Raw genomic sequence first — 15,878 nt, 5'->3', positions numbered from 1 at the left:
GCGGCAAGGGCAGGCGGCGCGATTAGGGTGGTGGTTTGAATGCCACCGAGAGCTGAGTTGATGACTGTTTCCGATGCGTCCTTGCGCCAACTGCACATGGGCGAGATACACGCCCTGTTCAGCCCCCCTCCAACCCTGAATGAGGTAGCCGCCAACAGTGCCCAGGCCTACCTGGACCTGCATTTTGCCGGGCGTAACTACGTTGCCAGCCACGTGTATGTCGTCGCGCCCAGCGGGCCTTATCGGTCGCTGGTGGACTGGGTGCTGCAGCGCCTGGCCGCCGCCCGGCCGACCTTGTTGGTGGAGGCCTACCACCGGGTGCTGCAACGGGTACGCGAGGACTATGTGGCCGCTGGCCCAAGCCTTGCCGAAGCGGAGGCGCTGATCAATCAATGCGGCGCCGGGTTGTTGGGCGCGTATAGCCGACGCCTGCAAGTCTGGTGGCGCGAGGCGCTGCCGGTGGAGGTGACACGCTGGGGCGGCCTGTCGGATGAGTTGCTGGCGTTGTTCTACGATGCTTCACCGCCCCCAGGCATGGCCAGGGAGCGTTTTGATGCGATGTTTCCCAAGGCGCATCTGCGTGCGCGGCGCCCTGATCGGCTATGGAGCGCCCAGAGCCCGGCATTGCAGGTGCAAACCGTGCATCTTCGGCAACCGCCACAGATGCTGCCGTTGCTGTTGTTCAGCCAACCGGCGCAAGCGGGTTTTTTACTGTTCAGCCCGGCCAGCGGCGTGCAATGGTTGGATAACCTCGACGCGCTGCAAGCGCTGTTGCCAGCGTATACCCGTCGATCCGGGCCGTGGTTTACCGTGGATGTGCAGGGCGATCCCTTCGATGCACTGGCCGCCAGTTTCTTGCAGCGCCAGTTGCAGGACATCAACCGCCTCAACCCCCAGCTACCGCGCCCGGTGGAGGATTACCTCGCGCAGTTGAGGCAGATCACGGACACCCATCGCTGGTTCGTGCGCCCCCTCAGTGATCGCCAGCAGGCCCTGCACGACCAATTGCCGCTGTGGTTGCTGCAGGCCGATCCCGATGCAAGCATCGCCTACGCCCAGTTGCTGCGAGCCCTGGTGCTGGATCGCCAACAACACGGCACGGCGGACTACCTGGACGGTATCCCCACCCTCAAAGGTTACGCCAGTGAACAACTGCACCTGTGCCTGCGCAAGGACCCCAAGACCGCCCACCTCAAGCCAGACGACATCATCCTGAGCTTCGACCGTGTGATCGCTGTCGCTGTACCGGTGCCGGGCGGTTTTGTGGCCGGGGAGGTCGAGCATATCGAGCTGAACCTGACGCAGTTGGCCCTGGAAAACCTGGCCGGGTTTCCCTACACCGCCAAAACCATACGGCCTGCCGGGTTGAACTATGAGGCGCTCAAAGCCTGCGTCACGTCTGTCGACGTCGGCCAGACCTACCTGGACCTGCTGAAAAAGCATCTGCTGGATGAGCCTGTCGAATCTGCACGCCGCAGCCGACGCTTCGGCGAGCAGTTGCGTATTCAACTGCCGATGCAGGCGCTGGAATGGCAGATCAAGGGCCTACATGGCCTCACCCGCGAAGGTATCCGTCGGCTGCGTGCGGCCCTGCAAGCCACGGCGGCGCAGCGTCAGGGGTTGGCGTTGTGGCCATTGGCATTCAAGGTCACGGCCACCTCATTGGCGGACACGGTGGATACAGTGGCGAATATGTACGTTATTGGCCCGCAACAGGGAGCAAGCGGTTGCCACTTGCTGTACCGACCGTCGTTCGAAGCCTCGTTGCTGGAGTTCGTTTCGCTGGAGGCGTTGTTCGAGGCGATCAAGCAACCCGGCACGCTGCACGACAGTGTGTTGAGTGCGATCAAACCCCAGCGTCAAGGCGTGTACGACCACGATGGTTTTCGCGAGCCCCATGTGTGGCGTTTCGCGCCGGGTGATGAGTTCACCCAGTACACCAGGCCGCCGCCCGTGCAGTTGAGCAAAACCGTAGCCGGAGACGACCTGACCCGGCTGCTGTTCGTCGATGCGGTCCAGGCAGTGATGGATATTGCCGACCGCGAATCGGTGTCCAATACCGAGAATAACTGGGCCGATGTCAAACGCGCCGCCTGGTTGATTTTTGGCTTGATACAACCGCTTCTGAGCGGTCCGGCGAAGCTTGTCGGCTGGCTGGTACAGTTGATCGCAAGTGCCCAGCAGGACATTGCCGGGTTGCAAAGCTCCGACCCCCAGGCCCGGAGTGCCGCAGTGATGGACGTATTGGTGAACCTGATGTCGATCCTCGCGCACCAGGCCACGCCCGATGATGTGCAGCAGCATCTGGACCTTGAACACGCGGTGTTCGCACCCAAGAATGACCTTCCCCGCGTGCCGCTCACTCGGGTCTCGGCCCCCGCAAAATTTATCGCCCCTGCCGCCTGGGCCAATGCCCGCGATGTGCTGACGCCCCCGGTGCAGGCGCGCTTGAATACGCTGAGCCTGAAAACCTTTCCCCTGCCCTGGCCCAAGGCCTTACCCGGTGCCCAGCCACGCGGGCCCTGGCGGGGGTTGCTGCGGGTGCAGCAACAGTGGCAGGCGCTGGTGCGTGGTCAGCTCTTTCGCGTGCGGATAGAACAGGGGCGTGTGCGGGTGATCAGCGCCGATGGCAGCATCCTCGGGCCGTGGCTTAAAGCCGTGGGGGGCGGCAGTTGGGACCTGGACCTGCAATTGCGCTTGAGCGGCGGCGCTGACGAGGCGCGCGCCGCGCCGGTCGATCGCCACTTGCTGGAAACCCAGTACCAGCAAGCCACGGTTGAAGGTACGCGCCTGCAACGTGCCCTGGAAATTGCGCGCAACCTATTGCAGCACGCCCAAGGCCAGGCCGACGAACAGCGGCGCACCCAGGCCCAGGCCCGCTACCGCCAGGCGCTGGAGGACAAGGCCCGGCAATCGATTGGCGAACTGGGGCTGCTGCGACGCTTGCGTGAGTTGGGCCCCCGGCCACGTTATGAGGCCGAACTCAGCCAACTGCTGGAGTCGATCGTGCTCACGCTGCAACTGCTCGACACGCGATTACGCGCCCAAGTGCAGCAGGCTAACGCCGAGGCTATATCGCTGCTCGAACGCTCTGAAACCGGCGGTGGCGAACAGGACCATGCCGCGTTGAATCAAGGGATGCGCAGGGTCGCGGCCAGTTACGACAGTGCGATTGACTGGCGCAGCCAGGAAGATCGTTACCTCAATGAACTGCGCGAAGTGCCCCGGTTCGGGCGCGACAAGAGCGCGGCACTGCTGGCCCAGACGCCGGCGCGTCCGTCATTGTTGGACCTGCAATCCTTGCAACTGACCGCCTTGTGGGGCTTGGCTATCGACGTGCCGGGGCAGTCGTTCGAGGGCAACCTGCTTGAACGCATGTCGGCGACCGTCGTACGTGCAGGCTGGGCCAGCCGCTCACTGGCCGAACGGGCACAAGTGCAGGCCAGCAATGCCGAGCAAATTGCGCTGCTCGAAAGCATCGACCACATCTTCGCCCAGACCGATGACCAGATTGAATTTTGGCGCGCCATGGAGCCGGAGAAGTTCGACTTGGAGTCTTTGGATAGATTCCAGCAGCTGCTCACCGCTTTGCACCAGCAGGTAGAGCGCGACCTGACGGCGTTACTGGGGCCTGCGGCGCCTGAAGTGCCGGCGCCCAAGCCCGCCCCTGCCCAGCGCAAGAAGATCATTCGCATGCGCAACCGTGATCTGCTGGTGGCTCGCACGGAGCCGCAAAGCAGCAACGCTGCACAATTGGCGGATGCCAACGGCAGGGTGATCGGCACCTTTACCGAGGCCGATGACGGCGTCTGGGAGCAAACGCCGTCAACCCCGGCGCCGCGCCCTGACCCCGAATTGGGCAGCCTGTTGAAGACCGCCCGCACGTTGTTGCAACAAGTCGATAGCGCGATTGCCAACGTTGAACAATTGGCTGGCCGGGCCAATGACCTGGCCTCCCTGCAAGACCTGCTCGAAGCTGAAGCGCGTCGACGTCTGTGGTTGGCCAACAAGATCCGCGAACGACTCAACAGCGAGGCCAATATCCGTTTGGCGGCGGTGCAGCAAGCCAATGCCCGCACCGCCGAAGCCGAGCTGCGCAAGGCGGTGACGCGCCTGAACGAGGCCGGGCTGGCTATGCGGATCCGCGCCACCTGCAACAACGTGCTGACTCAGGACGGCTTGGTGTTCTTGCAGCAACACCAGCAAGTGCACATCGTGCGCGAGGGGGCACGGGTGATGCTCAAGGGGCCGCCTGTCGACTACTTGCAGGTGTACCGGGTGGAGGCTGTGCAGCCCGCTAAAGTACTGGCCTATGCCCACTTCCATTACGCGCGTGCCCAGGACCTGGATGACCACTTCAGTGCCGGCCACCTGAAAACCCCCGAACAGAACCGCCTGGGGCGCAAGGCTCAGGCACGTGCCGAAGCCACTGGAGGCAAACCGCTGGAGATTCACCGCTCGGCCATTGGCCTAGCCCTGGCGCGGCGGATATTTTTCAACGTCGACTAAAGCACCGGGCACACACTGCGTGTGCTCCCCCGGTTGCAGGTACGGCAGCAGGATCGGTGCCATGCCCTTGAGCACCTGCACCGGCAACGCCGAGGTAAAGGTGAAGTGTTCGGCCGACTGGCCAGGCACAAAGGCCGTCAATGTGCCGAAGTGATGCTCTCCCAGGTAGAACACAAAGGTCGCGGTGCGGTTAATGGATTTTGAACTCAGAATCCGCCCGCCCGCGCCAATCGCTTCGATCCGGTTGTCCCCGGTGCCGGTCTTGCCGCCCATGGCCAGCGGCGTGCCGTCAGCCAGCTTGAAGCTGCCGGCGACGCGCTTGGCGGTGCCGGCATCCACCACCTGGGACAGGGCGCCGCGCAAGGCCCTGGCCACTTCCACGGGAATCACCTGTTTGCCCGGCACGGGGTCGTTGGCCAGTTGGGTTTCATACGGCGTACCGGCGGCAAAGTGCAGGGTGTCGATGCGCAACACCCGTGGCCGCACGCCGTCGTTGAGGATGATCCCCATCAGTTCCGCCAGCGCGGCGGGGCGGTCGCCGGAGCTGCCGATGGCGGTGGCCAGCGACGGCACCAAGTGGTCGAACGGGTAGCCCACGGCTTGCCAGCGTTGATGAATATCCAGGAACGCCTCGATCTCCAGCATGGTGCGGATGCGGCTGTCGCGCGCACTTTGGTGGCGGCTCTTGAACAGCCAGCTGTACACCTCTTGGCGTTCGAACTGGCTGGCTTTCACGACCTCGGTAAAGGTTGCTTCGGGATGGTTGAGCAGGTAGCCCAGCAGCCACAGGTCCAGCGGGTGGACCTTGGCGATATAGCCTTGGTCGGGCAGGTCATAGGTGCCGGGGCCGTAGGCCGTGTAGAGTTTTTCGAGGCGCTCATCGGTAAGTTTTTCATTGGTTTTGATCCCGGTCAGATGGGCACGCACAAACCGGTTGAAGCTGTCCTGGCTGGCATTGGGCAGCAAGTAGCGATGCACGGCGGCCAGGCGGATCGGCGTAGGGCGCAGGCTGTCGAGGAAGGTGTCCAGGCGCGCCTGGGTGTCTTTCTTTTGGTACTTCTTCCAGAACTTGCGCAGGAACGTGGTGCCTTCGCGGTCGGCAAAACCGGCGAGGTATTCCTGGCGGCGTGGGTCGCTGTCGTCCTTGAGCAGTTCAGCGCTGTTGTTCTCGCCGGAATAGGTGACGTAGCGCACCACGTCACGCATCAGGCGAATGAACGGCAGGTTGATCGATTCGCGCAGGGCATCGCGCAGGCTGGGGTTGCGGCCGTTGTCCTGGCTGCGAAAGTTATGGAAGGTGTGCAGGCCGCCGCCGGTAAAAAAGCGCTCGGCGGGGTTGGCCGAATAGGTGCGGTCGAGGGCTGCGTCGAGCATCTTCGCCAGGGATTTGTCCGGCGCCTGGATCAGGTAGTCGAGGGCCCAGCGACTCAAGCGGTCCTGATCGTCCACCGTGAATTTCTTCAGCGCGGCGGGAGCTTGGGCTGCGTACTTGGCGTGCAACTCGCTGATGATTTGCAGGTAGGTGGTGAGCACCCGCAGTTTGGCGGTGGAGCCCAGTTCCAGTTTGCTGCCTTCGTTGATGTCGAAGGGTTGGTCGGTGTTGTCGGTTTGCACACGTACCCGCGAGCCGTCCGGGGTCAGCTCGAACAGGGTAAAGCTGTAGCGCACTTGCGCGGTGCTGGCGGGGGTGAGCAGGCGTTCGCCGAGCAGGCCGATCTGGCGGGCGTACGCTGGGTCGGCAAGGTGCTTGAGGTAGTCGCTGGCTTCACCTTGCAACTGCGCGTTCAGGGTTGAGGTTGCGGACAGGTCCAAGCGGTCCAGGTCGTACAGTGGCCGGTCCAGCAACGCGGCCAGGCGACTGCGGGCCACACTGATGCCTTTGTTGGTCTCGATGGGTTGCACCGTGGGTTGTTGCACCCAATCGCGGTAGGTCACCTTGCTCGCCAGGGCGGCCTTGAGCAGCGCGGGATCGATCACGCCATTCTGGGCCAGCAGGCGCAGGTGGCTATCGGTGAGCTGCGCCAGTTCATCACGACCCTTGGCCAAATAATGAGACGGGCGGCGCTGGGCGATGATCAGCGACAGCACTTCACGCAAGGCCAGACCTTGTGCTGCGTTCACCGGGCCACGCAACGCCTGGTTGACCTGGTTGAAATCGGCGCCGTACCACACCCGCAAACCCTCGGCCATGCCGTGCACTTCGCCATGCCCGGGCACCGCCGACAGCGGCACGCTGTTGAGGTAGTCCCGCAGGATGTTCTGGCGTGCGGGCAGGGTATCGGGGCCGTCCTGGTAAGCACGCACGGCGGCGGAGAACATCTGGCGTAGTTTTTCCCCGCCGGATACGGTCAAGCCATCCGGCGAGTGGCGGTATTTTTCCAACTGGGTGGCCAGGGTACTGCCGCCGGCACTCTGGCCGGGCAGGTGCAGCAGTTTGGCCACTTGCGACCATGCGGCCTTGGCAAAGCGCGGCCAGTCCACCGCTGGGTTGGCCTGGGGTTGGGTGGGGTCGAGCAGGTCGCGGTTCTCGATAAACAACAGGCTGTTGACCACCAACGGTGGGATCGCGGCGAAGCTGGCGTACAGCTGTTGCGGGTAGTTGTACTGGTACAGCGGCACCGCACGGCAATCGGTGATCGACAGCCCGGCCTGGATCTTTTCCGTGTAGGGCACGAACAGGCCCTTGGCGCTGTAGTCCATCAGCGCGGGCGAAAAGCGCGCCTGGGCCTGGATGACATAACCCCGTTTGAGCAGGCGTGGCAGGAAGGTGCCGAGGTCGCTGTAGCCCAGGCGTCGATCGAACGGCCCGGCGCCGGGATAGACCAGGGCGTCACTGGCGCCGGGCTTGACTTGGTACGTGAGGTCGTGGGCCAGGCGGCTCAGTTCCTGGGCCTGCAGGCGTGAGGTGCGCATCTCTTTGTTGGCGGCAAAACCCAGGGCAACCAGCGCCGCCAGCACGATTAACCCGAACAGCCGAAGCCCGTAGCGCGGCCGGGGTTTATTTTTGGGTAAAGGCGCTGGGTCCGAACTGCCGTGTACTTTCGCAGCCTTGCTCGATTCGGTTTGCCACAGTGCGCCCATAGTCGATTGATCCCTGCACGCAGATTGATCGGACTTGCTGGAAGCTTAGTCGCTGGGGACTGTTTGTGAGGTGATTCTGTTTTATTTGTAGGAAGTTTTCATTAATGGCTGTGCGACGTTTGGTCGCTCGGTGCAGGTGAAGTACTCCTGTAAAGTCGTATTTTTGCGGGCTCTTTCACTGAATTGGCCCGCTTTTATGGTGAAAGAACCTGAGCCGGGCTTTTTATACTGCACGCCCCACCGGGCCAGCCCCTCGGCGGACACTCCAATAACAAAATGAGGTTGTACCTTTATGCCAGTCGGCAACCCACTGCCCCATGGCGAGACCGCTCAAGGCGGCCCGCTCAAACGCGAACTCGGTGAACGGCACATTCGCCTGATGGCCCTCGGTGCCTGCATCGGTGTCGGCCTGTTCCTCGGTTCGGCCAAGGCCATCGAAATGGCCGGCCCGGCGATCATGCTGTCGTACATCATCGGCGGCCTGGCGATCCTGGTGATCATGCGCGCCCTTGGCGAAATGGCGGTGCATAACCCCGTCGCCGGTTCGTTCAGCCGTTATGCCCAAGATTACCTCGGCCCGTTGGCGGGCTTTCTCACTGGTTGGAACTACTGGTTCCTGTGGTTGGTGACCTGCGTCGCGGAGATCACTGCCGTCGCGGTGTACATGGGCGTGTGGTTCCCCGAAACGCCGCGCTGGATCTGGGCGCTGGCCGCATTGATCAGCATGGGCACCATCAACCTCATCGCGGTAAAAGCCTTCGGTGAATTCGAATTCTGGTTTGCGCTGATCAAGATCGTCACGATTATTGCGATGGTCATCGGCGGCGTCGGCATTATCGCGTTCGGCTTTGGCAATGACGGCGTGGCGCTGGGTATTTCCAACCTGTGGGCCCACGGCGGCTTCATGCCCAATGGCGTGCAGGGTGTGCTGATGTCCCTGCAAATGGTGATGTTCGCCTACCTGGGCGTGGAGATGATCGGCCTTACCGCCGGTGAAGCAAAGAACCCACAGAAGACCATCCCGAGTGCCATCGGCTCGGTGTTCTGGCGCATCCTGCTGTTCTACGTGGGTGCGTTGTTCGTGATTTTGTCGATCTACCCGTGGAATGAAATCGGCACTCAGGGCAGCCCGTTCGTGATGACCTTCGAGCGCCTGGGCATCAAGACGGCGGCCGGCATCATCAACTTCGTGGTGATCACTGCGGCGTTGTCGTCGTGCAACGGCGGCATCTTCAGCACCGGGCGCATGCTCTACAGCCTGGCGCAGAATGGCCAGGCGCCGGCCACCTTCGGTACAACCTCCAGCAATGGCGTGCCGCGCAAGGCACTGTTGTTGTCGATCTTCGCTTTGCTGCTGGGGGTGTTGCTCAACTACCTGGTGCCGGACCAGGTGTTCGTCTGGGTGACGTCCATCGCCACTTTCGGCGCGATCTGGACCTGGCTGATGATCCTGCTGGCCCAGCTCAAATTCCGCAAAGGCTTGAGCCCGGCCGAGCAGGCCGGCCTCAAGTACCGCATGTGGTTGTACCCGGTCAGTTCCTACCTGGCGCTGGCGTTTCTGGTGCTGGTGGTGGGCCTGATGGCCTACTTCCCGGACACCCGCGTGGCGCTGTATGTAGGGCCGGCATTCCTGGTGCTGCTGACGGTGTTGTTCTACACGTTCAAGTTGCAGCCCAATAACGCGGGGCATGCGCTCGCCCAGTGACTCAATCGTCGGTGGGCAACTCACCGGTGTTCAAGAAGCGCTGGGTCAGCTGGCTGACCAGCCGGTCTGTCTCGGCGGTTTTCAGCTGCGTGATGGATTGGCGTCGCTCCTGATACTCCATCGACAAGACGTTGGGGACCTGCTGTTGCAGGGCCCCCAGCATCCGCTCGGCGGCTGTCGCGACGATACTGAAGCGTTTGGGCCGGGTGCGTTTTAGGTAGTTGATCCAGACCTGGTTCGTGAGCAGCGCGCTTTGTGCCTCGTTGGTTGACTTCAACCTGTCCATCCCGGCGCGAATCGTGTTCAGGTCTTCAGCGGTAAGGTCTTCACCCGGGGAATAGAGCCTGCCTTCCTGCTCCAGCGGCAGGTCAAATGCCACGCGCATGTTGAGGCGAAGGTAGAGCTTGATCTCCGCGTCGTCCGGCATTTTCTGGGGGTCCAACATGGGGTTGAGCATGTTGTAGACCTCGCGTTCGTTGCGTAACCGATCGATATGCGCGTCGGCAAACCTATCCAGGTTGTTCAGGTAAAACAGACCATCGAGGAATCTCTTCAGCGCTTGGGTGGCTTGGTTCGAGGTGGGTTGTGTGATCGCTTCGTGCTGTTTGTGTCGGATCTCCATGTCCATAAACACCAGGATTGCACCGTCACCGCAGGTGCCGGCCTCATAGGTATGCAGAAAAATATCTTCGCGCAACTCGTGGGAATCGACCATGGCGTGCAGCAAACGCCACACTCGGGCCGTCAGGGCTATGCGTCGGTCGCCACCACGCACGTAGTCAAATGACTGGGTCAAATCCCGGAACAGCCGGAATGCATCGTCTGGGCTGGCGCCTTCATGGGCTTTGAGTTGATCCCACAGGGTCTGGCGCCGAGCGTGCTCAGCCTTGGGTACACCGGCCAGCCAGGCGGTCATTTCGCTGGCGGTCGTGGCGAGCGGCGCAACGTGCACCTGGCCCGGCATCGGGCCGCCCAGCCTTGCATTATTCTGCTGGCGATACTCGGCCAAGCGTTGCAATGTCGGCGCATCCAGCGGGTTGCCATGCAGGTACGTGCCGCTGTTGGCCTGTTCCATGGCCGGGTTGGTGAACACGGCGTCGGGGATGGTGGTGATCTGGTTTTCGTCCAGCTCCAGCCTGTGCAGTTGGGTGAGCTGCTCTGCGCCGATGGGCCATTGGCTGATGCCGGTGCGCCGCAGGTTCAGGTTCAGCAGGTGGTGCATGCCCGAGACATCCGGCGCGATGCCCAATGGATTTTCGTCCAGGTCCAGCACCTCCAGGTTCGTCATGCCGGCCAGGCGCTGGCGCGATTCTGGCGTGAGGACGATGTCGTTGTCGTTGAGGTCCAACTGCACCAGCTGTGTCATGTCGGTGACGCTGCGGGGCAATTCGGTGAGCATGCAGTCGAGCTTCAGTGACTGGAGGTTGGCAAACTTGCCCAGGAACGCATCGCCCGTGGCGGGAAAACCGTTGCCGGCGATCTTTAGATAGCCGATGTGTTCAAAGCCTCGGGTACTGAGGATGAAGTCGGCGTCCGGCAGGGTGTTGTCGTCCAGTTGCAACTCCAGGGTATAGGCATCGAATATCCCGCCCGCCGTCGCGCGATAGGTTTCGCGGCGCCAGGCCTGCAGTATTCGCGCCTTGATCAGATGGCGACGTCCAAGATTCAACGGGTCGTCGGCGTCGATGGCCTGTTCGGTGGTGGCCCAGCGTTGCAGGCCGAATTCGAGGGCCTGGTATTCGGCCTTGCGCTGCTCCAGTTCCAGCAACACCGCCGGCTCGTTCATGTGCAGGGAGTCGATGAAATCTTGGGCCCTGGCGCGGCTCATGCTCGGATACAGCTCACGCGCCTTGCTGACGATGTCTGCCGAGTGCAGCCCGCCAAATGGCCAGAGGTTACGCACGTTGAAGGGGTAGGCAGTGAACGAGCTGTCCACCCGCATCGGCGGTTGCAGCCAGTACGGGATATGCGGCAGGCCGAGCAGGTCTTTGATCGCGATCCGTTGGTTGAGGGCCAACTCGGCGATGGCGTGGCGCAGCGGGGTCAGGTCGCTGCTGTCATCCAGGCCCAGGGCTTTGCGCTGGCTGTCGTCCAGCACTTCCCAGAGCGCCGTGAGCAAGTCACGGGGTTGCGCGCTGAGCAATTGGCCCGTGCCGTCATAGGCCTGGTAGCGCTCATCGATGCGCGCCAGGACCTTGCGCTCACGCCCCGCCAAGTGCCCGGCGCTTTCCAGCAACGGCCCGCTGGCGCTGTTCTGATGAATGTCCAGGCGCAACTCGGCGGGCCAGCCGGGCAACAATTTGAGGGCATGCAGCATGATTTTTTCGCTGTCGGGGTTGGCCAACGTCGTCAGGTACAGGCCTTCGAAGGCGCGGTTGAGGCGCACGTCGTTGGCGGTCAACTTGGCCTGTTCGGCCACGCGCAGTGGCACCCAGTCGTGGTCATGCAGTTGCTTGGCTTCGGCGGCGGTGGTGTGGCGCAGCAACGCCTGGATCACGCTGGCGGGCAGCTGCGGGTAGTGCTGGTGCAGGCGGTTTTGCTGGGCGTTGGTGCTGCGCTCGCTTTGGGCATACAGCGTGTCGAACAGCTGGGTGCGCTCGCGGTAGGCATGTTCGGCAATTTTTTTCGCCAGCTTGAACAGGCGCTCCTCCTGGCTTTCGGGGAGCTCGCCCAGCAGGGCGCGAGTCAAGTCGTCGTCGCGGGTCAGGTGGGCCAGTGGTTCGAGGCTGCGGCTCTGGGCTTGGGACAGACGGATTTTTTGCGGCGCAGCGGCATTGGCGCCAGGATAGCGGGCGAAGGTGCGGCCCTCCTCATCGTGCAGCTCCAGCACATGGCTGGCGGGCCACTGCGCCAGGCTGCAGACCAACAGCAATTGCAGGGACGGGCGCGCCGTGCGGGTAGCCGAGTACGTGGTCATGGCCTTGATGAAGTGCAGGATCTGGCGCTCGATGCCAAAGCGCTTGCTGCTGTCTTTGAGCAGCGGCGGCGGTGGCAGGCCGGCGCAGTGCACTTCTCGCAGTGCAGCGGCTGGGGTGTCGGTGAGCTTGAGCAGACGTGTCGACGTGGGCTGGTCCACGTTGAAGTCGCCCACGCCCAAACGTGAAAACAGATGATGTTCGTCCCAGGCCAACGGGCTTTCGCTTTCCAGGCGCCAGGCGCCGTGGCGGTTGTGTTCGAGGCGCGGGGTGTCGACGCCGACTTTTTGCGGGTGCTTGAGCCGCCATTTGCCCACGCGCTGATCGAAGGTCACCGGGTAGAAGCCGCCGTACAGTGACAGCAGTTGCTCGCCTTGCCAGTCATACAAACCCTCGGGGTTGGGCTGCAAGTCGCTGGGCAGTACCAGGTTGTGTTTCTGATATTGGCCCAGTGAGTAATCCAGCAGGCTGACCAGGCCCGCCGGGCTGCGGCGGTCGCTCATCAGGTCTCCCAGGGTCTTGCGCAGGCCCTGGGCATCGGTGGCGCTGCTCATGCCAAGTTGGGTGCGTTCGTGGGGTTGCAGCACCGAGGCGATGGCCAGGTAGAAACTGTCGACGACCGGCGACACCGCAATAGGCCCGCCGTTGCGCATGTCGTAGGCCTCAAAGCGCCCGTCGCCGTGGTGCAGCAGTTCGACGGTGGTGTCGTCCGGGCCGCTGTTTTTGTAGCGATTGCGCGGCGGGCCATCGGCCATTTCGGTGACCACAAAATGCCGGTCCAGACGCTCGCGCAGCAGGCTGGCGGCGAACTCTCGTGCCCACAAGTCGGTGTCCTTGCTGAAGGCGCGCGGGTTGTAGAGGCCATCGATCACCGCGTCGATACGCACCGTGGTGCGGTGCTGTTCCAGGTGTTCGCGCACCTTGTCCGGCAACGTGGCGTCGGTGAGGTAGGTGCTCTGCTGCGCGGCGTTCAGTGGCCTTTGATCCAATAATTGTTGGAGGTTAGCCAGGCTCAAGGGAGCAAATTGCGCCCGCAGTTTGCTCAGCAAGGGTGTGGCCTGTACCCCATTGGTCGCCGCCTTGATCGGTACGAACGCGCGGGCGACAACACCCGCCGGGACCTGATGGCGCGACTGGCCGGCGTAGCGGGTCATGGCATCGAACAGGGCGATCCGCTCGGTTTTGGCCAGCGCGCTGATTTGCACGCGCAGGCGCGCAATACGCTGGGCTTCGCTGAGTTGGGGGCTGCCTTCCTTGCCCAGGGTGGACGTGACCGGTTGCTGACGGATGATCTGCTCCAGCAGCGACTCTTGGGTGGGCACATCGGTGTCCGCAGCGTCGAGGGCGGTGTAGGTGCCGTCATCCCGGCGCTTGAGGGTAATTGCATGGGTGGCACTGTCGCTGGCGGCGTGGCTCTCCAGCAGGCTGCCCTGGGCGTCATGCACCTGGATGATCGCCTCGGCGGGCCAGGTGGACAGTTGGGTCAACAGGCTGAAGATGGCGCTGCCGGCATGGGCGGGCAGGTTGGCGCTGCGGTGAAAGCCGCTGCTCAACTGCTCGATGACCCGATCGACCTGCACGCGTCGACTGGCTTCGATCAGGTTGACCGGTGGCGCGTCGCCGGCCCAGATCGCATCGAGTGTGGCGCGAGGCACGGCGGTACTGCGCAGCAGCGTACGGACTTGCTCGGCGGGCACGGGGGCTTCGCCGTTGGGCAACATTTGCCCGATCAGTTGGGTGTCCGAGAGTTGGCGGGCGCCCTGCAGGTCGAGCACCCAGGCTTGTTGCCTGGGATCGAACACAATGGGTGCGGCGAAGCCATTGCCATTCTTGCTCTTGAGGACAAAGCCCTTGGTGGCGGGATCGAGGCTGACCTGCGCGACGACATGCTGTTGGCCTTGCTGTACGCGCGCGTACTGGTGGCCGTTAATCAAATACAGCCCCTGGGCATTGGCAACCTGGCCATCGAGCAGGTGCGGGTTGGCGATGGCATAAGGGCCGATGTCGGGCTTCCACAGCCCATGGCTGCCATCGCTGCGGGGCACCTTGCGCGGGTTGCCCAGGCGCTGCAACAGGCCTTCGATACGTTGGCGGTGCACGCGCCCGGCGGTGGAAATCAGCAGGCCATTGATCGCCAGGTCAGCCACATCGGCCATGGCGGCGGCGAAGTCACTGGCCTGGCCCCTGGCGGCGTTGTCGATACCGACGATCAGGCTGTAGCTCAGGTTGGCGAACACCACGACTTGCATCACTCGGTTCAAACCGGTGACACCGCCGGGCACCGGGGTCATCAGCAACTCCATGATTTCGGCGGCAATGGCCGCTGCCCCGTCAATCACCCCTTGCAGGTCGCGTTCCGAGCGGCGGGTGGCGAGCATGCCGAGGTTGGCCTGGTAGTGCTGGACGTGGCGCTGGGTGAGTGCTTGCACCAGGCTGCGTGGGCGAGCGGGTTTCGGATCGTGGACGAACCTCACATGCTCCAGGGTTTGTTTGGGGAATAACGTGTGAAACCCGTCGTAGAGAAAACCCGCCACCTGGCTCAGGCCTTCCGGGCGCGGCTCTTCGCGTAGCAGGTCTTTGAACTGGTTGATTTCGGTCACAGGCAACTGCCGCGAAAACCAGCCAAGTTCACCATCGTGGTGGCTGGCCTTCAGCTCGGTCAAAAAGTGCGCGCCGGCACTTTTGGCGTCGAGGTGATAATGCATGGCACCGCTGGGACGGAACGGGAAGTACGAGACCACGCCCAGGCTGGCGACATGGATCAATACCAACGGCACAGGGATGCTCTCACCGGATGGCACGAAAGGGACGGCCTGGAAGAGGGTCCGGTCAAGGTCCATGCTCAGCGTGTCGAAAGGCAGTGCAGGACCACTGTCATCAATGGCGGCGACCAGCGCTTCATACATGGTCAGTGTCACGCCGCTGCGGGTGCGGTTGCGGTAGGCCTCCAGCGCTTCAAAGCGCAGATTGGCGCGGGCACTGGTCTCGATCAGGCCGTGCAGTGTGCCGCCGACGCCCAATGCGCTGGCCAGGGTGGTGTGCAGTTGCCCACCCAGGTCCAGCTCGCGGCTGATGGCGATGAATTGGCTGACGCTCAGGCGTTTTTCATCCACGCCAGAGAGGAACGATGCGTCGACATAGCTGTGGCCCGACTGCTGCGGGGTGCCGGTGGCAAAGTCGAAGTTCAGGCACGCCGCCTGCCAGAGGGTGAGCCGTGAAACATGGGTGCGGTATTTCCATTCATCCACCGCACGGCGAAAGCGTGGGGAGTTGGCCAAGCCGTCAATCGCGCTGCTACGCGGCTCCCACGGCAGTGGGGTGTCGAGTTTTTCCAGGTAACGGGTGTTGATGAAGATGCCTTGTGGGTCGAGGCCGCCCAGCTTGCTGCGCAGTTGCGCCAGGCCACGGGTGGTGAACTGTTCGATCAGCGCGGCGTTTTCGGTTTCGACGGCTTTGAGCGCAGTGAGGGCTTCGCGTTGCAGGCGCACGTAGTCGCGTCGTTGGGCGAGGGTCAGCTCGCTCATCGACTGCGCCAGGGTCTGGCGCAGCAGTTCCAGGGCCTGTTGCCGGCCCCAGGATTCACTGGATTGCAAGTGGCCGGAGAGGCCGTTGAGAAGGTGGTGGTTGGGCATATACCGCTTCCTTTCACATTGAGACGTGGAAGGAAA

General features: G+C 62.9%; 4 protein-coding genes. 2 read left to right on the top strand and 2 right to left on the bottom strand.

Annotated features, from left to right (window positions below):
* Positions 1–60: 60 nt before the first annotated feature.
* Complete coding sequence (locus tag ACLD1Y_RS14530) at positions 61–4,509, top strand: hypothetical protein (protein WP_429478596.1); 4,449 nt, start codon at positions 61–63, stop codon at positions 4,507–4,509.
* Here the strand turns inward: ACLD1Y_RS14530 and ACLD1Y_RS14525 are convergent.
* On the bottom strand, positions 4,471–7,590 hold the full coding sequence (locus ACLD1Y_RS14525) for a transglycosylase domain-containing protein (RefSeq protein WP_429478595.1): 3,120 nt from the start codon (positions 7,588–7,590) through the stop codon (positions 4,471–4,473). The genes ACLD1Y_RS14530 and ACLD1Y_RS14525 overlap by 39 nt on opposite strands.
* Before the next feature lie 292 nt (positions 7,591–7,882).
* On the opposite strand from ACLD1Y_RS14525, the gene ACLD1Y_RS14520 reads away from it, so the two are divergent.
* On the top strand, positions 7,883–9,295 hold the full coding sequence (locus ACLD1Y_RS14520) for an amino acid permease (RefSeq protein WP_429478594.1): 1,413 nt from the start codon (positions 7,883–7,885) through the stop codon (positions 9,293–9,295).
* A 1-nt stretch (position 9,296) separates the two neighbouring features.
* Here the strand turns inward: ACLD1Y_RS14520 and ACLD1Y_RS14515 are convergent, their stop codons facing one another.
* Positions 9,297–15,842 carry an NEL-type E3 ubiquitin ligase domain-containing protein gene (locus ACLD1Y_RS14515; protein ID WP_429478593.1) on the bottom strand — a complete coding sequence of 2,182 codons (6,546 nt, stop codon included), beginning with the start codon at positions 15,840–15,842 and terminating at the stop codon, positions 9,297–9,299.
* Between the last annotated feature and the right edge of the window lie 36 nt (positions 15,843–15,878).

It is taken from the genome of Pseudomonas sp. 18175 (assembly GCF_050432925.1).
In the GTDB taxonomy this organism is placed as follows: Bacteria; Pseudomonadota; Gammaproteobacteria; order Pseudomonadales; family Pseudomonadaceae; genus Aquipseudomonas.
The sequence above is the reverse complement of the archived record's forward strand: the minus strand, read 5'-3'. Positions and strand labels throughout refer to the sequence as shown.

Coding starts and splice junctions, on each gene's coding strand:
- ACLD1Y_RS14520 (WP_429478594.1), top strand. CDS start 7,883: ATGCCAGTCGGCAACCCACTGCCCCATGGCGAGACCGCTCAAGGCGGC.
- ACLD1Y_RS14525 (WP_429478595.1), bottom strand. CDS start 7,590: ATGGGCGCACTGTGGCAAACCGAATCGAGCAAGGCTGCGAAAGTACAC.
- ACLD1Y_RS14515 (WP_429478593.1), bottom strand. CDS start 15,842: ATGCCCAACCACCACCTTCTCAACGGCCTCTCCGGCCACTTGCAATCC.
- ACLD1Y_RS14530 (WP_429478596.1), top strand. CDS start 61: ATGACTGTTTCCGATGCGTCCTTGCGCCAACTGCACATGGGCGAGATA.